The sequence below is a fragment of the Termitidicoccus mucosus genome (genome assembly GCF_038725785.1).
Lineage (GTDB): Bacteria > Verrucomicrobiota > Verrucomicrobiia > Opitutales > Opitutaceae > Termitidicoccus > Termitidicoccus mucosus.
In genome coordinates this window covers 4,179,132-4,197,845 of the sequence record NZ_CP109796.1, presented here as the reverse complement: position 1 = coordinate 4,197,845, position 18,714 = coordinate 4,179,132, and the positions used below count along the sequence as shown (strand labels likewise).

At 65.9% G+C, this 18,714-nt stretch carries 10 protein-coding genes; 4 read left to right on the top strand and 6 right to left on the bottom strand.

Going from position 1 to position 18,714, the window contains the following annotated elements:
• Nucleotides 1-24: 24 nt before the first annotated feature.
• The 4 genes from OH491_RS14685 to OH491_RS14670 form a co-directional block, all read right to left on the bottom strand.
• Nucleotides 25-1,287 (bottom strand): diaminopimelate decarboxylase, encoded by a 1,263-nt coding sequence (locus OH491_RS14685; RefSeq protein WP_068773094.1) that lies wholly within the window; start codon nucleotides 1,285-1,287, stop codon nucleotides 25-27.
• Between the two features lie 63 nt (nucleotides 1,288-1,350).
• Entirely contained in the window at nucleotides 1,351-2,841 is a 1,491-nt protein-coding gene (locus OH491_RS14680; protein WP_068773093.1) for a glutamate synthase subunit beta, read from the bottom strand.
• A gap of 41 nt (nucleotides 2,842-2,882) precedes the next feature.
• A complete protein-coding gene (gene gltB / locus OH491_RS14675) occupies nucleotides 2,883-7,592 on the bottom strand; it encodes a glutamate synthase large subunit (protein WP_334319746.1) in 4,710 nt (1,569 codons plus the stop codon).
• Nucleotides 7,593-7,820: 228 nt separating this feature from the next.
• The gene (locus OH491_RS14670; RefSeq protein ID WP_068773200.1) at nucleotides 7,821-8,168 is read right to left on the bottom strand and encodes a glutaredoxin family protein; all 348 of its coding nucleotides are present in this window, start codon (nucleotides 8,166-8,168) and stop codon (nucleotides 7,821-7,823) included.
• A gap of 263 nt (nucleotides 8,169-8,431) precedes the next feature.
• Between OH491_RS14670 and OH491_RS14665 the strand changes: the two genes are divergently transcribed.
• Entirely contained in the window at nucleotides 8,432-9,436 is a 1,005-nt protein-coding gene (locus OH491_RS14665) for an NAD-dependent epimerase/dehydratase family protein (RefSeq protein ID WP_068773092.1), read from the top strand.
• A 220-nt stretch (nucleotides 9,437-9,656) separates the two neighbouring features.
• On the opposite strand, the gene OH491_RS14660 is transcribed toward OH491_RS14665, so the two are convergent.
• Nucleotides 9,657-10,736, bottom strand: coding sequence for a LacI family DNA-binding transcriptional regulator (locus OH491_RS14660; protein WP_334319745.1), 1,080 nt, complete (start codon nucleotides 10,734-10,736; stop codon nucleotides 9,657-9,659).
• A 191-nt stretch (nucleotides 10,737-10,927) separates the two neighbouring features.
• Here OH491_RS14660 and OH491_RS14655 point away from each other — a divergent pair, with 191 nt between their 5' ends.
• From OH491_RS14655 to OH491_RS14645, 3 genes are all read left to right on the top strand, one after another.
• Nucleotides 10,928-11,653, top strand: coding sequence for a phosphatase PAP2 family protein (locus OH491_RS14655; protein WP_068773090.1), 726 nt, complete (start codon nucleotides 10,928-10,930; stop codon nucleotides 11,651-11,653).
• A 145-nt stretch (nucleotides 11,654-11,798) separates the two neighbouring features.
• Nucleotides 11,799-12,554, top strand: a complete 756-nt coding sequence (locus OH491_RS14650; RefSeq protein ID WP_068773089.1) for a 3-keto-disaccharide hydrolase — start codon at nucleotides 11,799-11,801, stop codon at nucleotides 12,552-12,554.
• A 302-nt stretch (nucleotides 12,555-12,856) separates the two neighbouring features.
• Nucleotides 12,857-14,176, top strand: a complete 1,320-nt coding sequence (locus tag OH491_RS14645; RefSeq protein ID WP_068773088.1) for a Gfo/Idh/MocA family protein — start codon at nucleotides 12,857-12,859, stop codon at nucleotides 14,174-14,176.
• Nucleotides 14,177-14,429: 253 nt separating this feature from the next.
• On the opposite strand, the gene OH491_RS14640 is transcribed toward OH491_RS14645, so the two are convergent.
• Entirely contained in the window at nucleotides 14,430-18,677 is a 4,248-nt protein-coding gene (locus OH491_RS14640; RefSeq protein WP_068773087.1) for a sialate O-acetylesterase, read from the bottom strand.
• Between the last annotated feature and the right edge of the window lie 37 nt (nucleotides 18,678-18,714).

Here is an 18,714-nt window from a genome sequence, read left to right as displayed (position 1 = left end):
CTGCGCTACGAATGCCCCCGTTTGTCACGCGAAGGTTTTCAACGATTCGAAATCGAGCGTGGCGAAGTAGTCGGCGATGGTTTCGGCGCGGCGGATTTGCACCACTTCGCCGTTTTCGCGCAGCAGCAGTTCCGCCGAGCGCAGTTTTGCGTTGTAATTGAAACCCATGGCGTGGCCGTGCGCCCCGGCGTCGTGAATGATGACCAGGTCGCCCGGCTCCACGCGCGGCAGGGCGCGGTCGATGGCGAACTTGTCGTTGTTTTCGCAAAGCGAACCGGTCACGTCGCAGACAAAATCGTGCGGCAGGTGTTCTTTGGCCGGCACGGAAATGTGATGATACGCGCCGTAAAGCGCGGGGCGCATCAGGTTGGCCATGCACGCGTCGAGCCCGACGTAGTCCTTGTAGGTGCTTTTCCGGTGCAGGACGCGGCTCACCAGCCAGCCGTAGGGACCGGTGACCATGCGGCCGCATTCCATGCGGATGTCGAGCGGCGCGAGGCCGGTCTTTTCGATTTTCTCGGCGTAAAGGCTGCGGATGCCCTCGCCGACACGGTTCAGGTCAACCGGCTCCTGTTCCGGCTTGTAGGGGATGCCGATGCCGCCGCCGATGTTCACGAACTCGAAACGGATGCCGAGTTGCGCGGAGATCTCGGCCACGAGGTCGAAGAGGAGCTGCGCGGTCTCGATGAAGTAGGCGGCGTCCAGTTCGTTCGAGGCGACCATGGTGTGAAGGCCGAAGCGCTTCACGCCCTTGTCGCGCAGGATGCGGTAGCCCTCGAAAAGCTGGGCGCGCGTGAAGCCGTATTTCGCCTCCTCGGGGTGGCCGATGATGGCGTTGCCTTCCTTGAGCTTGCCGGGGTTGTAGCGGCAGCAGACCAGCTCCGGCAGGCCGGCGTGCTTTTCCAGGAACGGGATGTGCGTGATGTCGTCGAGGTTGACGATCGCGCCGAGTTTCACCGCCGCGACGAATTCCTCCGCCGGCGTGTCGTTCGAGGTGAAAATGACCTCCTCGCCGCGCACGCCGACCGTCTCCGAGAGCACCAGCTCCGGGAGCGACGAGCAATCCATGCCGAAGCCTTCCGACTTCAGGATTTTCAACAGGAACGGATTCGGCGCGGCCTTGACGGCGTAATATTCGCGGAAGCCCGGATTCCAGGCGAACGCGGCCTTGAGGGCGCGGGCGTTGGCGCGGATGGCCGCCTCGTCATACAGATGGAACGGCGTGGCGTGTTTCCGGGCGAGTTCCTCAAGCTGCGCGGCGCTGAGCGGGAAGGTTTTTTTCGGCATGTGACGCCTGCAATGTATGGAAAATGCGGATACGGCTTTGCAATATGAATAAACGGACGGGCCTCACGGCAGCTGCGTCGCGCCCATGAGGAAGCGATCGCATTCGCGGGCGGCGGCGCGGCCTTCGTTGATGGCCCAGACGACGAGGCTCTGGCCGCGGCGGCAGTCGCCGGCGGCGAAGATTTTCGGGTGGTTCGTCCGGTGCTTTTCGTGCTCCGCCTTGATGTTGCTGCGGGCGTCGGTTTCCAGCCCGAGTTCCTTGAGGAGCTGCTGCTCGGGGCCGAGGAAGCCCATCGCGATGAGGGCGAGCTGCGCGGGGAGTTCCTTTTCGGTGCCGGGCTGCTCGACGGGAACAAACTGGCCCTTGTCGTTCTTGTCCCACTTGATTTGCACGGTGACGAGTTTTTCAAGGCGGCCGTTTTTGTCGCCGAGGAACTTTTTCACGGTGGTCAGGAAGAGCCGGGGGTCGGCGCCTTGTTTTGCGATGGCCTCCTCCTGGCCGTAGTCGGTCTTGAGGACCTTGGGCCATTCGGGCCAGGGATTGTTGGGCTGGCGCTCGAGCGGGGGCTTGGCCATGATCTCGATTTGCGTGACGGAACGGCAGCCCTGCCGGAGCGAGGTGCCCACGCAGTCGGTGCCGGTGTCGCCGCCGCCGATGACGACGACGTGCTTGCCGGCGGCGGTGATGGCGGGCTGCGCCTGGTCCAGCAGCGCCTTGGTGCTGGACGTGAGAAATTCCATGGCGAAGTGCACGCCGGCGAACTGGCGGCCTTCGATCGCGAGGTTGCGCGGGTGCGTGGCGCCCGTGCAGAGGACGAGCGCGTCGTGCTTGTCGAGGATTTCGCGGGGGTCGATGTCGGCGGGGCCGTTGCCGCCGATGCTGGCGTTGCAGATGAAGGTGATGCCTTCCTGCTTCATGAGCTCGACGCGGCGGAGGACGACGTCGCGCTTGTCGAGTTTCATGTTGGGGATGCCATACATGAGGAGACCGCCGGGGCGGTCGGCGCGCTCGTAAACGGTCACGGCGTGCCCGGCGGCGTTGAGCTGCGCGGCGGCGGCGAGGCCGGAGGGGCCGGAGCCGATGACGGCGACCGTTTTGCCGGTGCGGGTCCGGGGCGCGCGGGGCAGCACCCAGCCTTCCTCGAAGGCGCGCTCGATGATGGAGTATTCGTTGTTCTTGATCGCGACGGGCGGGTTGTGGATGCCGAGCACGCAGGAGCCTTCGCAGGGCGCGGGGCAGACGCGGCCGGTGAACTCGGGGAAGTTGTTGGTCTTGCTCAGGCGCTCGTAGGCCTGCTGCCAGAGCCCGCGGAAGACGAGGTCGTTGAACTCGGGGATGAGGTTGTGGATGGGACAGCCCGCCGCCATGCCGCTGACGAGGCGGCCGGTGTGGCAGAAGGGGACGCCGCAATCCATGCACCGCGCGCCTTGGTTGCGGAGTTTCTTCTCGTCCATGTGGAGATGAAACTCGGACCAGTCTTTGAGGCGGTCGAGGGGGGAGCGATCGACGGGGATTTCCCGCATATATTCGAGGAAGCCGGTTGGTTTGCCCATGGTAGTCGGAAGTCGATGTGAATATTAAGTGGTGGTGTGCTTCAGTTGCCGCCCACGCGGCTCAGGTCGCGGGCGTTGGCCTCGAAGGCGGCCATGATCGCGTCGTCGCCGGCAAGCCCCTCGGACTTCGCCTCCGCGATGCGCTCCAGCATGCGCTTGTAGTCCTTGGGCATGATCTTGACGAACTTGGGGAGCAAGGCGTCCCAGATGTCGAGCACGCGGCGGGCCAGGGTGCTGCCGGTGCAGGCGGCATGGCGTTCGATGAGGCCGCGGAGTTCGGCCGCCTCGGCTTCGGTATCCACTTTTTCGATATTCACCATGCCGGCGTTGATGTTGGCGGCAAGGACGCCGCGCTCGTCGAGGACGTAGGCGACGCCGCCCGACATGCCGGCGGCGAGGTTGCGGCCGGTGGGGCCGAGGATTACGACACGGCCTCCGGTCATGTATTCGAGGCCGTGGTCGCCGACGGCCTCGACCACGGCGGTGGCGCCGGAGTTGCGCACGCAGAAGCGTTCGCCGGCCATGCCGCCGACAAAGAGCTCGCCCGAGGTCGCGCCGTAGAGGGCGACGTTGCCGGCGATGATGTTTTTCGACGGGTCGAAGGTGCTGCCTTCGGGCGGGCGGATGATGATGCGTCCGCCGGAAAGGCCTTTGCCGACGTAGTCGTTGGCGTCGCCGTAAAGGCGGAAGGTCATGCCGCGCGGGATGAACGCGCCGAAGCTCTGGCCGGCGCTGCCGTTGAAGCGGATGTCGATGGTATCGTCGGGCAGCCCCTTCGCGCCCCACTTGCGGGTGACTTCGCTGCCGGTGATGGTGCCGACGACGCGGTTGATGTTGCGCACGGGAACCTCGGCGACGACTTTCTCGCCTTTCTCGATGGCGGGTTTGCAGATGTCGAGGAGGGTGGCCACGTCGAGCGACTTTTCGAGGCCGTGGTCCTGCGGGATCTGGCAATAGCGGCCGACTTCGGGGCCGGAATCGGGCACGTAGAGGATGTTGGAGAAGTCGAGCCCTTTCGCCTTCCAGTGCTCGACGGCCTGGCGGGCTTCGAGGCGGTCAACGCGCCCGACCATTTCGGCGAGGGTGCGGAAGCCGAGCCGGGCCATGAGCTCGCGGACTTCCTGCGCGATGAAGGTCATGAAGTTGATGACGTGCTCGGGCTTGCCGGTGAACTGCTTGCGCAGGCGCGGGTCCTGAGTGGCGACGCCGGCCGGGCAGGTGTTGAGCTGGCAGGCGCGCATCATGATGCAGCCGGTGGAGACGAGCGCGGTGGTGGCGAAGCCGAACTCCTCGGCGCCGAGGAGGGCGGCGATGATGACGTCGCGGCCGGTCTTGAGCTGGCCGTCGGTCTCGACGGCGATGCGGCTGCGGAGGTTGTTGAGGACGAGGGTCTGGTGCGTCTCGGCGAGGCCGAGTTCCCAAGGCAGGCCGGCGTGCCAGATGGAGTTGAGCGGGGAGGCGCCGGTGCCGCCGTCGTGCCCGGAAATGAGCACGACATCGGCGTGGGCTTTCGAGACGCCGGCGGCGATGGTGCCGACGCCGACCTCGGCCACGAGTTTCACGCTGATGCGGGCGCCGCGGTTGGCGTTCTTGAGGTCGTGGATGAGCTCGGCGAGGTCCTCGATCGAGTAGATGTCGTGGTGCGGCGGGGGCGAGATGAGGCCGACGCCGGCGGTAGTGTGGCGGGTGCGCGCGACCCAGGGATAAACCTTGGGGCCGGGGAGCTGGCCGCCTTCGCCGGGCTTGGCGCCCTGGGCCATCTTGATCTGGATTTCGCGGGCGCTGACGAGGTATTCGCTGGTGACGCCGAAGCGGCCGGAGGCGACCTGCTTGATGGCGGAGTTTTTGGAATCGCCGTTGGGCAGGGGCGTGAAGCGGGCGGGGTCCTCGCCGCCTTCGCCGGTGTTGGACTTGCCGCCGAGGCGGTTCATGGCGATGGCGAGCGTCTCGTGCGCCTCCTGCGAGATGGAGCCGTAGGACATGGCGCCGGTCTTGAAGCGCTTGACGATGGACTCGACGGACTCGACCTCCTCGATGGGAATGGCGTCGGAGGGCTTGAAATCGAGCAGGCCGCGCAGGGTGCAGAGGTTTTTGCCCTGCTCGTCGATGAGGCGCGTGTAGGTCTTGAAGACGTCGTAGGAGCCGGTGCGGACGGCTTTTTGCAGCGTGTGGATGGATTCCGGGTTGAAGAGGTGGAACTCGCCGGAATCGCGCCACTTGAACTGGCCGCCGGCGGGCAGCGCGGGGTCGTGGGTGGCGACGGGGCCGCGCGGGTCGAAGGCGGCGCGGTGGCGGATGAGCACTTCCTCGGCCACGGTGTCGAGGCCGATGCCGCCGATGCGCGAGGGCGTCCAGGTGAAGTAGAGGTCCACGACGTTCTGGTCGAGGCCGACGGCTTCGAAGACCTGCGCGCCGCGGTAGCTCTGGATGGAGGAAATGCCCATCTTGGACATGACCTTGACCACGCCCTTGGCGGCGGCCTTCACGAAGTTCTTGCAGGCGGTCTTGTGGTCGAGGCCGGGGAGCAGGTCCTGGTGGATGAGGTCGTCGATGGTCTCGAAGGCGAGATAGGGATTCACGGCGCTGATGCCGTAGCCGATGAGCAGCGCAAAGTGGTGCACCTGGCGGGCCTCGCCGGTCTCGATGACAAGGCTGGCCTGGGTGCGGAGTCCCTCGCGGATGAGATAGTGGTGGAGGCCGGCGACGGCGAGGAGCGCGGGGATGGGGGCGTTGTCCTTGTTGACGCCGCGATCGCTGAGAATGAGGACGCTGGCCTCCTCCTCGGTGATGAGGCGGCGGGCTTCGCGGAAAAGCTCGTCCATGGCCTTGCTCAGGCCCTTTTCGCCGCGGGAAACGCGGAAGAGGATCGGGAGCGTGGCGACCTTGAGGCCGGGGAGCTGCATGCGGCGGATTTTCGCCAGCTCGTCGTTGGTGAGGACGGGCCAGTCGAGCTCGACGCGGCGGCAGGCCGAGGGCTGCGGGTTGAGGAGGTTGCCCTCGGTGCCGAGGCGGGTCTCGGCGGAGGTGATGATTTCCTCGCGGATGCAGTCGATGGGCGGGTTGGTGACCTGCGCGAAGAGCTGCTTGAAATAATCGTAGAGCAGGCGCGGCTGGTTGGAGAGGACGGCGAGGGGCGTGTCGTTGCCCATCGAGCCGACGCCCTCGACGCCGTCGCGCGCCATGGGCGAGAGGACGACGCGTTCGTCCTCATAGGTGTAGCCGAAGGCGAGCTGGCGCTGCTTGAGCGTGTCGGGGTCGGGCGCGGGCAGGTCGGGCGCGGCAGGGAGGTCCTTGAGGTAGACGAGGTATTCGTCGAGCCATTGCTGGTAAGGATACTCGGCGGCGAGCTGGTTTTTCACTTCCTCGTCGTCGAGAATGCAGCCTTTGACCGTATCCACCAGAAACATGCGGCCGGGCTGGAGGCGACCCTTGGTGGCGATTTCGGAGGAGGGGATGCCGTCGAGGACGCCGGCCTCGGAGGCGAGGATGACGAGGTCGTCCTTGGTGATGTAGTAGCGGGCGGGGCGGAGGCCGTTGCGATCGAGGATGGTGCCGATGAGCTTGCCGTCGGTGAAGGCGATGGCGGCGGGGCCGTCCCAAGGCTCCATGAGGCAGGCGTGGTATTGGTAGAAGGCGCGGCGGGCCGGGTCCATGGTCTTGTGGTTCGACCAGGGCTCGGGGATCATCATCATGGCGGCGTGCGGCAGGGAACGGCCGGCGAGGTGGAGGAGTTCGAGGGTGTTGTCGAACATGGCCGAGTCGCTGCCGTTGGGGTTGATGACGGGGAGGATTTTCTTGATGTCGTCGCCGAAGAGGTCGGAGTCGAAGAGCGCCTGGCGGGCGTGCATCCAGTTGACGTTGCCGCGCAGGGTGTTGATCTCGCCGTTGTGCGCGATGTAGCGATACGGGTGGGCACGGTCCCAGCTCGGGAAGGTGTTGGTGGAGAAACGCGAGTGGACGAGCGCGATGGCGGTTTTCAGGTCGGGCTCGCGGAGGTCGAGGAAGTATTCCTTGAGCTGCGTGGTGAGCAGCATCCCCTTGTAAACGATGGTGCGCGAGGAGAGGCTGGGCTGATACCACATGTCGGCGCCGCCGAGGCCCTCGCTGACGACCTCGTGGGAGGCGCGCTTGCGGATGACGTAGAGCTTGCGCTCGAAGGCAAGTTCGTCGGCGACCTTGGGCGAGCGTCCGATGAAGATCTGGCGGATGAAGGGCTCGCAGCCCTTGGCGGTGTCGCCCAGCATGCTGTTGTTGGTGGGCACGGTGCGCCAGCCGAGGAAAGTCTGGCCTTCGCTGCGGATGATCTGGGCGAAGTGGTTTTCGAGCTTGCGGCGCTGGGCGGGATTGCGCGGGAGGAAGACGAGGCCGGTGCCGTAATGGCCGCGCTCCGGGAGCGTGATGCTGACGGATTTGCAGACGCGGACGAGAAATTCGTGCGGGATTTGCAGGAGGATGCCGGCGCCGTCGCCGGTGTTGGTCTCGGCGCCGGTGGCGCCGCGGTGGTCGAGTTTTTCGAGGACTTCGAGGCCCTGCTCGACGATGCGGTGGGAGGCGCGGCCCTTCATGTCCACGACGAAGCCGACGCCGCACGCATCGTGTTCGAACCAGGGATCGTAGAGGCCCTGTTTGCCGGGACGCAGGGAGGTGGTTTGGGGACGCGCGACGGAGGAACCGTCGGCGGCGGAGCGTGCGGCGGGAGCGTGCGGGCTCGTGTGGTCAGTGGCGGTTTGGTCGGTCAACGCGGTCTTCACGGGAAAAGTGATGCTGGAGGCGGTAGAAGTAGATGATGTCTCAAGCTAGGCAACTGGACACAATGAGGCATAACCACGCCGCATGGGAAGCGTTTTAACGGCGGTCGATCATGTTTTTTTAGGGCCGGCATGCATGGCTGAAAGGCGCCGGGACCAAAAAGCCGGCCTCGCTGGTGCGGAGCCGGCTTGTCGAAGTGCTTTCGGGTGAGTCAATCCGGCGCCGGTGGTCTAAAAGAACCTGATGGTTCGGGTCGTCGCCGTCTCGGACTGCCGGGCGTGCTCCTCGTCGGAACAACCCGAGTTGGTCGGGGCGTCGGCCGTGATGGCGGTGGGTTTGACCAGATTGTTGGCCAGAAGGTAATTTTCGACCTCCTCGCCTGATACATCCGCGAGCATCACGCCGTCGATCTCGACGCACGGCGAAAGCGGCTGGCCGGATTTCGCGACCATCTCGGCGTAGTTGTCGCGGTTGTTGATGATGTCGATGTCCTCGAACGGCAGGTCGTATTTGCGCATGACGGCGCGCACGCCGTTTGACCAGCCGCACCAAGGCTTCAGGTATGCTTTGATGTTCATGATGCAGTCTTCGTTTGTCCGCGGCGCGAAGGCCGCGCGGACATTTGGATTCCCGTGAAATATAAAACGTTTTTCCCCGCGCACAACTGAAACCGTAAAAACCCCGCGGATAGCAGTTCGGCTAACGGCCCGCGCCGCTCTCCAGGCGCGCGGCTAATTTTCCCGCCGCCGCGCGTGGTGAAACGCCGGTCAAAATGGACGCGCGCGCCGCGCCGGGAAATTTTGCCTAGCCGCGGCCCGGGACCTGCCGTATCAACCGCCGCATGAAAGTCCTCGTGACCGGCGCGGCCGGATTCATAGGTTATCACGTCAGCCGCAAACTCGCCGCCAGCGGAAACGCCGACGTGCTCGGCATCGACAATCTCAACGACTACTACCCCGCCGCGCTCAAGCGCGCCCGCCTCGCGCAACTCGAGGCGCACAAGAATTTCCGCTTTATCCAGGCCGATTTCAGCGATGCCGCCGCCTACGGAGGCATCCACGCGAATTTCCAGCCCGATTACGTCGTGCACCTCGGCGCGCAGGCCGGCGTGCGCTACAGCATCGAGAATCCCGCCGCCTACGTGCAGAGCAACATCACCGGGTTTCTCAACGTCCTCGAAGCGGCCCGCGCCCATCCGCCGAGGCACCTGGTCTATGCCTCGTCGAGCAGCGTGTATGGCGCCGGCGCGCGCATCCCCTTTTCCGAGGACCAGGCGGCCGACCGGCCGCTGTCCTTTTACGGGGCGACCAAGCGCGCCGACGAGCTCATCGCGCACAGCTACGCGCACATCCACGGCCTCGCGCTCACCGGCCTGCGCTTCTTCACCGTTTACGGCCCGTGGGGCCGGCCCGACATGGCCCCGGTCATTTTCTCCAAGGCCATCACCGAGGAAAAACCGCTGCGCCTTTTCAACGAAGGCCGCTCGCTGCGCGATTTCACCTACATCGACGACATCGTGGACGGCGTGTTGAAAGTGCTCCTCTACCCGTTTGCCCAAAACACGGATGCCGCGCCCGGCGAACCCGCCGCCGCGCCCAGCCGCATCTTCAACATCGGGCATAACCGCCCGGTGGAGGTCCGCCTCTTCGTGCAAATGCTGGAAACGCTGCTCGGCAAAAAGGCCCGCATCGAGCTTCTCCCGCCGCAACCCGGCGACATGCCCGAGACCTGCGCCAGCCTCGCACGCATCCATGCCGCCGTCGGCTTCGAGCCGAAGACTCCGCTCGAAGACGGCCTCGCCCGCTTCGTGGAGTGGTTCAAGGCGTATTATACCCATTCCCAATGATAATTGGACAAATGGAGGGCCGAGCTCCTGCGAGGCCGTCGCGGTCGGACGCAACGTTTTCCGGCGACGGCCTCGCAGGAGCTCGGCCCTCCATCGAAAGGATATTTTTCATCGGGAATTGGTATTACAAAGTTGAGAGTTGAAAGCTGAAGCTCGGCCGGCGGTGCGAGGCGCCCGCGCTTTTTCAATCTCAACCTCGACTTAAACTCCAACTTCCCGCTTAAACCGGCGGCGGCCCCTCCGCCGCCTCGCCGAGGGTCGCGCCCTTCACGTAATCCGGCATGATGCGGATGTCCTTCTTCGTGATCACCTCGTCGGCGACCACGAGCATGATCAGCTTGAAAAGCCGCTTGGCAAACGCGTGCGCGTTGAACGCGTAGTGCGTCGGCGGCGGATGCGTGAACGACAGGAACGGATCGTGGTCCGGGCTCACCAGCGAGATGTCCTCCGGCACGCGCAGCCCCCGGCGCTGCAGCCAGGTGAGCGCGAGCAGGTAGTGGTTCGGGTTCACCACGAGCAGGGCCGTCGGCCACTCCTTGCGGGCGAGCAAACGCTCCAGCGCGCGCGTGATGCTCGCCGCGGTGGCCTGGTGCCAGACCGCCTCGCCCGTCACGCCGCGCGCGGCGGCGGGCTCGACGCCCTCCAGGAAGCCGCGCAACCCGTCCACGACGCCGGTGCGGTTGGTTTTTTCCGCCAGATAAGCGAGTCGCTTGTGGCCTTTCGCAATCATCTGCCCGGCGGCGTGGCGGCAAAGCGCGCGATAATCCAGATCCACAAAAGGCAGATCGGCCTCCGGTCCGCACGAACCGGACACGACGCACTTCACGCCCGTTTCATAAAACCAGCGCTTCACCTCCTCCGTCGCCATCACGAGCACCCAGCAATCGTGCGGGTTACCCTCCACGAGTCCCGACAGCGCCCGCGGCAGGCCCTGCGGCGCGTAGTATTTGTCGCCGTGGTGCACGCGCAGCCGGTAGCCGATCTCCGCGAGCTGGGCGCGCAGCTCGTCGATGATGAGCGCCACGTTGGGCCGGAAGAGGTCGATCGGCTCCGGCGAAAGCAGCCCGATGGTGTGCGTCCGGGCGCGCGGTTCCTGCGGTTTGCCTCCCCGCATGATGCGCGTGCCGATGGGCCGGCGCGCCTCCAGCACGCCCTGCTCGCAAAGCTGCGCGATGGCGGCGCGCAAGGTGTTGCGGCTCACGTGCAACTGCTCCGCGAGCGCCCGCTCGCTCGGCAGCCAGTCCTGCCATTTTCCGCCCGCGATGCCATCCTGCAGAATGCCGACGACCTGCGTGATCAAAAAATGTCTTTGGGGAATCTGTTCCATCGCGGCGGGGAATGATGCCGCCCATGGAAACCAAGGAGGAATCAAGTAACAAGTATCAAGTGGCAGGAAACGGAAGCCGCGGGACGGCTCCCGAAGTCCGCCTGTTCCCAAAATCTGTTTTCTTGTCACTTGATGCTTGTCACTTGTTACTTCCCTCTCCCGCCATGCGCCCGTTCCCCAGACCCGTCACCGCCGCCGCCGTGCTCCTCCTGCTCCCCTCGCTTGCCGTCTGGTTCTCCGGCTGGGCCTGGCGGCCCCCGGCGGACAGCGCGTGGCTGCGCGCGCAAATCGCGCTCACCGACACGGCGGGCTTCCCCTGGGCGCTCGCGACCTGCGCCGTGTTTTCCGCCGCCATCTGGTGGATGCACCGCGCCCGCCCGCGGCAGGCCTGCGCCCTTGCCGCGCTCTGCCTCGCCGCCGTGCTGGCCGGACAAGGCGCCAAGGCCGCGATAAAAAACACCGTCCGCGACTCGCGCCCCTACGTGGACTGGCTCGCCGCGCGGCAAGGCACGTCATCCGACGCGTTTTACGAGATGACCCGCGGCGAGCGCGCCGCCTGGATACGACAAACCGCCGCCGATCCCGCCGTGCCCGCGCCGCTCCGCGAGCACTGGCAGCGCGAAACCGGCTACTCCTTTCCCTCCGGCCACACGCTTTTCTCCGCCACGTGGACGCTCCTGTGCGTCGGCCTCTTCCGGACGCGCCGCCACCGCGCGGCCTGCGCCGCCGTCGTGCTCTGGGGCGCGCTGACCGCCTGCTCCCGCATGACGCTCGGCATGCACTGGCCGTGGGACCTCGCCACCGGCACGGTCATTTCCTGGCTTCTCGCGCTCGCCGCCCTCCGCCTCGCGCAAAACCATCTCCCGCCTGAAGAGAGGTCCGGAGCATAAATATTAATCGACAAATCTCATTCGCGGCATGGACATGACGCGACTTGACTGTTTGATTCCATCGCTGGTTGCCAGCATCAGCCGTCGAGACTGTTCTTTTAGGCCTCGCTCTCCCCTCATTCCCAAAAACAACCCACACACCCTCATGCACTCCCGCATCATTGCCCTCGTTGCCGCCGCATTTCTCGCGGCCCTCGCCGCCGCCAGCGCAAACGCCGCCGGTGGCACCGCCATCAAACCCGACACCCCCATCGAGCTCTTCAACGGCAAAAACCTCGACGGCTGGCTCGCCGTCATCGCGCCCAAGGGCAGTGAAACCGCCGCCACCTGGAGCGTCGCCGACGGCGTCATCAGCGTCACCGGCCGGCCCAACGGCTACCTTTACACCGCGAAAAGCTACCGCGACTACAAGCTCATCGTCGAGTGGCGCTGGAGCGGCCCCGCGCCCGCCGGCCGGGACGGCAAGCCCGGCCTGCGCAACAACGGCGTGCTCCTCCACATGCAGAACGACGACGACACGCGCCTCGGCGTCTGGCCGAGGAGCCTCGAGGCGCAGCTCCAGGAAAACAACGCCGGCGACTTCTTCGTCATCGCCGGTGTCGAGACCGCCGAACTCCGCGCCCTGCGCGACAAAGCCCTCGCCGCCGCCGGCAACGACGAAAAAGCCCGCAAAAGCGCGCTCAGCAACCGCCGCATCCAGAAAGCCCGCGACTCCTCCGAAAAACCCGTCGGCGAGTGGAACCGCTACGAAATCACCTGCCGCGCCGACACCGTCGTGCTCAAGGTCAACGGCGTCGAACAAAACCGCGCCACCGGCCTGAACGTGACCGAGGGCCGCATCTGCCTGCAAACCGAAGGCGCCGCCATCGAGTTCCGCAACGTGCGCCTGGAGCCGTTGTAACCCCGGAAACAAATCTTTTATTTAGACAGAATGGACTAAATAAAAACTAACAGAATGAATAAATTCCGTTCATTCTGTCTAAAAATAAAGAACCATTAATCTCACACAAAGGCACGAAGGCACAAAGTGCCGGCAAGTGTGCCGTTATGATTCATTCCTTTGTGCCTTCGTGCCTTTGTGTGAGATTAAAAAACCGAACCAATAATATAGTCCACAGCTTGCACAGGTTATCACGGATTAAAAACAATCCCGCCAAAAAATCCGTGTGAATCTGTGTAATCCGTGGACAATAAATACCCGCCATGATCAAACCCGCCATCCCCTCCGCCCCCCGTCCGCTTTCCCGCCGCGCCTTTTTGGGCGACTGCGCCGCGCTCTCCGCCATCCCGCTGCTCGCCGGCCTGCCCGCGAGCGTCTTTGCCGCCGGCTCCGACCGCCTGAAAATCGGCCTCGTCGGCTGCGGCGGACGCGGCATCGGCGCGGTCCGCGACTGCATCGCCGCCGACCCCGCCGTGCAACTCTGGGCGCTCGGCGACATCTTTGCCGACCGCGTCGAGGCCGCGCGCGACCTCTTCACCAAGGGCCAGCCCGGCAACCGCCCGCGCCCGCCGCTCGACGCGGACCGCAACGCCGTCACCGACGAACGCTGCTTCTCCGGCTTCGACGCCTACAAGGGCGTGATCAATTCCGGCATCGACCTCGTCATCCTCGCCACGCCGCCCGGCTTCCGCCCGCCGCACATGGAGGCCGCCATCAACGCCGGCATCCACGTCTTCGCCGAGAAGCCCGTCGCCGTTGATCCCGCCGGCGTCCGCCGCGTCATCGCCGTCGGCGAACTCGCCAAACAGAAGAAACTCGCCATCGGCACCGGCACCCAGCGCCGCCACACGAACAGCTTCCAGGCCATCATGCAACGCGTGCAGGACGGCGCCATCGGCGAGATCACCGGCGGCCAGTGCTACTGGCTCGGCGGCGGCCTCTGGCACCGCGGACGCCAGCCCGAATGGACCGAGATGGAATACCAAATTCGCAACTGGTATTACTTCAACTGGCTGTGCGGCGACCACATCGTCGAGCAGCACATTCACAACATCGACGTCATCAACTGGGCCTTCGGCGGCCCGCCGGTGAAGGCGCTCGGCATGGGCGGGCGCCAGTGGCGCACCGACCCGAAATACGGCGAAATCTGGGACCATTTCTCCGTCGAGTTTGAATACGCCAACGGCGCGCGCGTGGCCAGTTACTGCCGCCACACCAAGGGCGCCGCCAGCCGCGAGGGCGAGCGCCTCACCGGCACGCTCGGCAACGCCGAGCCAAAACGCGGCAGCATCACCGGCAAAAACGCCTGGACCTTCGAGGGCGAGCGCAACCAGGGCATGGTGCAGGAGCACGTTGACCTCATCGCCAGCGTCCGCGCCGGCAAGCCGATCAACGACGCCAGGCGCATCGCCGAGAGCACGCTCACCGCCATCCTCGGACGCGAGTCGGCCTACACCGGACGCGAGATCAACTACGAATGGATGCTCAAGGCCTCCAAGCTCGACCTCACGCCGCCCGCCTACGCCTTCGGCGACGCCCCGCCCGTGAAAATCCCCGTCCCCGGTGAAACGCCGCTGGTGTGATGGGCGTTGGTGTGACCGGCGCGGTTGAGTCGGGCTGATTGATTTTTGGAGGGACGGCCTTCGTGCCGTCCGTCGCCGCGATGCTTGTGATTATATTATATAAGGACGGCATGGAGGCCGTCCCTCCATTTATAATGTTTTTCATTTAATATTGGCGCGGCAGCGCCGGTAGGGCGAAGCCTCCGGCTGAGCCGAGGCTCGGCGGGGACGCCTCGCCCTACCATTTGGGCCAAGGTTGAGAGAACATACTATATCATCCGCTGTGGGATGCGCCGCGGAATTGTTTGCAGAGGCGCACGGTCGTGATGGCGGCACAGGCGAAAAAGAACCATGCGCCGGGCGCGCCGCCACCACTGCCGCCACCGCCGCCGCTTCCTCCATTATTGGTTTCGCCGCCATTGTCGTTTCCGCCGTTGTTGTTCTCGCCGCCGGGAGGCGTGGTCTGGGAGAGGAGCAGGGTCGTGACTTCGTCGGCAGGTGAAATGCGACGGAGGACGCTGTTGCCGGTGTCGGCCACATGGAGCGTGCCGGAAGCGTCGAGGATCAGGCCGTGGGGTCGGTCGAAACGCGCGGCGGTGCCGTTGGCATCAATGAAACCGGGTTCGCCGGCAGGGCTGCCGGCGAGGGTGCGCGTGACGCCGGCGGGAGTGATTTCGAGAATGCGGGAGTTGCCCGTGTCGGCCACGTAGAGGTTTCCCGAATCGGCCACGACCAGATCGGCGGGGGAGTCGAGGCGGGTTTGCCCGGCGGAGCCCTCGGAGCAACCGGCGGAGCCGGTCACACCGGCGACGAGGGTGGCCGCGCCGCCGGGCAGCGCAATGGCGCGGATGATGTGGGCGCCTGCGTCGGCCACGAAGAGGGTGCCGCCGTCGGCCGAGATGTCGAGGCCGGCGGGCGCGGCGAGGCTGGCGGTGGTGACGAGGGTGGTTACAACGCCGCCGGGGGTGATTTTGCGGATGGCGCGGTTGGCGGTGTCGGCGACGTAAAGCGTGCCGTCGGGGGTGAAGGCGAGGCCGGAGGGGTCTTTGAAATACGCGCCGGTGCCGGTGCCGTCGGCGAAGCCGCCCGTGCCGGAATTACCGGCAAAAATGGCGATGGAGCCCGGGGCGGTGGCGGACGTGGAAATGGCGTTGATAACATCGTTGTAGATGTCTGCCGCGTAGAGCGTGCCCGAACGGAGGGCGAGAGCCTGCGGGGCGAAGTGGAAGGATGAATACGGATTCCAGCCATTAAAACCGATGGAACCGGCGACAACGGTCCCCTGGTTATCACCGGCAAAAAACCAGGCTTTGCCGTCGGGCAGGACGCGCCAGATGCCGTCGCCTTGGGCGATGTAGGTGCCGGGGCCGGTGGCGACATAGTAACCGCCGTCAGGAACGGTGGCGAGCGCCACCGGGGCGGACCAAGCCGGCGCGCCGGCCACGGCGAGCGTCGAGACCGGGCTGGGCACGCCGTTGTCCGCCGTCGTGCCGGCGAGGTAACGGAAGCGGAGCCCGTCCATGCCGGCGGTCGCGGCCTTGATGACGAGCGCGGCGGTGGTTTCTCCGGAATAAACACCGGCGTCGGCGGGGTCGGCGCCGATGTCGCGCCAGTTGACGCCGTCGGCGGAGACCTGCCAGCGGATGAAGGCCGCGGTGGAATCCCCGGCGATGTCGGCGCGGAGGGTGATCTGCTGGCCGGGAGCGGCGGTCTGGTCGCCGGGCGGCATTAAATCGGAAGGCGAAAGGCCGGCTTCGACGGAAAAGGGCGCGGCGGGGAGACCGGCGGCATTGTAGAGTGGCGTGGACGGCGTGTTGTGCCAGGCGTAGCGGGCGCGACGCGGCGCGGGCACCTCGGGCGCGAAGAGGCGGAGGGTCCGGCCTTCGAGCGCGGGGGTGGCGGGGAAAAAAGCGCCGGTGGCGGCGGCGATTTCAAAGGCGGGGAGGCCGGGGCGGTTTTTCGCGGTGTCCAGATGCAGGCCGTCGGCGTGGTCAAAAGCGATGACGAGCTGGCTGCCGGCGGCGGCGACGTTGCCGGGCACCGGGCCGGAGTATTCGAGCGCGGTCTCTCCGTAGTCGTGATGGCGCGCGAGGCGGGCGAGGCGCAGGCCGACATCGCGTTTGTTGCCCGGATGGATGTTGCCGTCGTTGCCGATGTCGATGGCCACGGCCATGCCGGTGGCGGGCAGGGCGAGCGCGGTGGCCTGCGCGGCGCGGAGCCCGACCCAGTCGTCAGAGGTGGAAAAGTTGGGAAGCTGGACGAAATAAAAAGGCGCGGAGGACGCGTCGAAGCGGGCGCGCCAGCCGTTGATGAAGGGGGTGAAGACGGCGGCGTAGCTGCCGGCACGGGCGGCGTTGTGCTCGCCTTGATACCAGATGAAGCCTTTCAGCGCCACCGGCGTGAGCGGGGCCACGAGCGCGTTGTAGAGGTTGGAGGCGGTGTCGCGTTTGCCCTTGCCCGGCCAGGGCTCCCGGGCGAAGGCGAGCGCGGGGTCGTCCAGGGTCTGCGGGTCGGCCCACGCCTCGATCACGGTGCCGCCGACGGAGGCGTTGATGATGCCGACGGGCACGCCCGTCCTTTCGCAGATTTCGCGGGCGAAATACCAGGCCGTGGCGGAAAAATTGCCGGTGGTGAGCGTGCTGGGGCTGCTCCAGGTCCAGACGCCGGTGACGTTGTCGTCGGGCTCGTTGCGCCCGAAGGTGTCCGCGCCGGAGCCGGTGGTGCCGACGGCCTCGAACTGGCGGACGAGGTGGGTGGCGGCCGCGATGTCGGCCTGGATCGCGGCGGCTCCGTCCGGGTATTCGCGGGCGACCATGTTCAAGTCCCAATTCATGTTGGACTGGCCGGAGGCGATCCACACGTCGCCGAGGAGGATGTTGCCGATGTGGATGACGTTGTCCGCGCCGGGGCCGGTGACGGTCATGTCGCGCGGCGTGGCGCTGGCGTCCATCGGGTCGAGCACGGCCACCCAGCGCCCGTCGGCGTCGGCGGTGGCGGTGCGGGTCTGCCCGGCGAAGGCGACGGTGACGGTGTCGCCGGCGGAGGCGTAACCCCAGACGGGAACGTCCTTGCCGCGCTGGAGCACCATGCCTTCCGAGAAGAGATTTGCGAGCCGCACGGGCACAGTGGCGGGGCGGGCGGCGGGAGTTTTGAGCCACTCCAGGTTGAAGCGGGCGAAGTGGAGCTCGCTCCAATAGCTGTTGGTGCCGGGGTCGCCGCGTTCGTAGATGAGGCCGATGTCGCCGTCCGCCAGCACGGCGATGTCGGCGTAGGAAGCGGGATGCGGATAGATGACTTTTGGGTCGCTCCAAGTGACGGCTCCGCCGGGCGCGACGGCGGTGCTGCGGCGCATGCTCATGCGGTAGCGTCCGTAGGGGTGGTCCTCCTCGCGATGGCTGCTGAACGGATTGGCGAAGAGCACGGTGCCGTTGTCGGGATCGGAGGCGTTGGCGGGATTCTCGTAGAGTTCGACGGCGGCGTGGCAGACGGTGGAGACGAGCTGGGTGTCCTTGTGGCCGGGCGCGTTGGCGGGCGCGCCCCACGTGGAGCCGCCGTCGGTCGAAACGGCGACGTAGCGGAAAGAGGCGTCGGCGGCGCGGTCGGCGGTGGTTTCGTTGCGGAGATTCAAGTAAACGGTGCCGTCGGGCAGCTCGACGAGCTGGGACTCGCTGCCGTTCTGGAGAATGCGGGTAGCGGCGGGGGCGAGCTGCCAAGTGGCGCCGCCGTCGTCGCTGTGGAAGACGTGCGCCCAAGTCTGGATGCCGCCGCCGATGCGCTCGCGGTGGCGGGCGGAGACGAGGATGCGGCCGGCGTGCGCGCCGTGCCTGAGCTGGATGGCGGCGTTGCCCGGGCCGATGCCGTAGCGCTGCGTCCAGTCACGCTCCCACTCGGCGGATTGAGAGCCGGGCGCGGCGGGCTGGTCGGCGGCGTTGTTGGAGGCGGCGCCGTCGAGGTAATCCCAGCCGGCTTTCGCGCCGTGGTCGTTGACCGTGACCTGGTCGTGGATGACGAAGGGCATGGGGAGGCCTTCGTATCCAGGATTTGGATTCACGCCGGCGTTCGCCCACGTCGCGCCGTGGTTGTCGCTGTAGACATAGGCGAACTTCTTTTTGTTTTTGAGGAAGAAGAGAAAAATGCGGCTGGAACTCGGGCCGGCATCGGTGACGACGGTGGTGATGTCGGTGCAGGTGCTGATGCCGTCGTCGAAGATGGTTTCGATTTCGCCCCAGGTCCGGCCGTTGTCGGTGCTGCGGCGCATGACGATGTCGGTGTCGCCCACGTCGCCGATGCCGCTGTTGCGCTTCTCCACGATGGCGAGGAGGTCGCCGTTTTTCGCGCGGGCGAGCGAGGGGATGCGGTAGTTGGGCCGGTCGTTTTCGCTGCCGGGAAAAAGCAGCATGCTCTCGAAGAGCGGCGCGGCGGAGAGAAGCCCGGGGAGTTGAAGGCCGAGGACGGAAAGCAGCAGGAACAGAGAAAGGGGGACGCGGCGCGGAAGCAGGGCGGAAGAGGGACGGGTTTTCATAAAACGGGATGGGTTGAAATCGGGCGTTTTGCGGACG

What these genes read in the sequence shown, in the direction of transcription:
- OH491_RS14685 (WP_068773094.1), bottom strand. Translation starts at nt 1,287, where the DNA reads ATGCCGAAAAAAACCTTCCCGCTCAGCGCCGCGCAGCTTGAGGAACTC.
- OH491_RS14680 (WP_068773093.1), bottom strand. Translation starts at nt 2,841, where the DNA reads ATGGGCAAACCAACCGGCTTCCTCGAATATATGCGGGAAATCCCCGTC.
- OH491_RS14670 (WP_068773200.1), bottom strand. Translation starts at nt 8,168, where the DNA reads ATGAACATCAAAGCATACCTGAAGCCTTGGTGCGGCTGGTCAAACGGC.
- OH491_RS14665 (WP_068773092.1), top strand. Translation starts at nt 8,432, where the DNA reads ATGAAAGTCCTCGTGACCGGCGCGGCCGGATTCATAGGTTATCACGTC.
- OH491_RS14655 (WP_068773090.1), top strand. Translation starts at nt 10,928, where the DNA reads ATGCGCCCGTTCCCCAGACCCGTCACCGCCGCCGCCGTGCTCCTCCTG.
- OH491_RS14650 (WP_068773089.1), top strand. Translation starts at nt 11,799, where the DNA reads ATGCACTCCCGCATCATTGCCCTCGTTGCCGCCGCATTTCTCGCGGCC.
- OH491_RS14645 (WP_068773088.1), top strand. Translation starts at nt 12,857, where the DNA reads ATGATCAAACCCGCCATCCCCTCCGCCCCCCGTCCGCTTTCCCGCCGC.
- OH491_RS14640 (WP_068773087.1), bottom strand. Translation starts at nt 18,677, where the DNA reads ATGAAAACCCGTCCCTCTTCCGCCCTGCTTCCGCGCCGCGTCCCCCTT.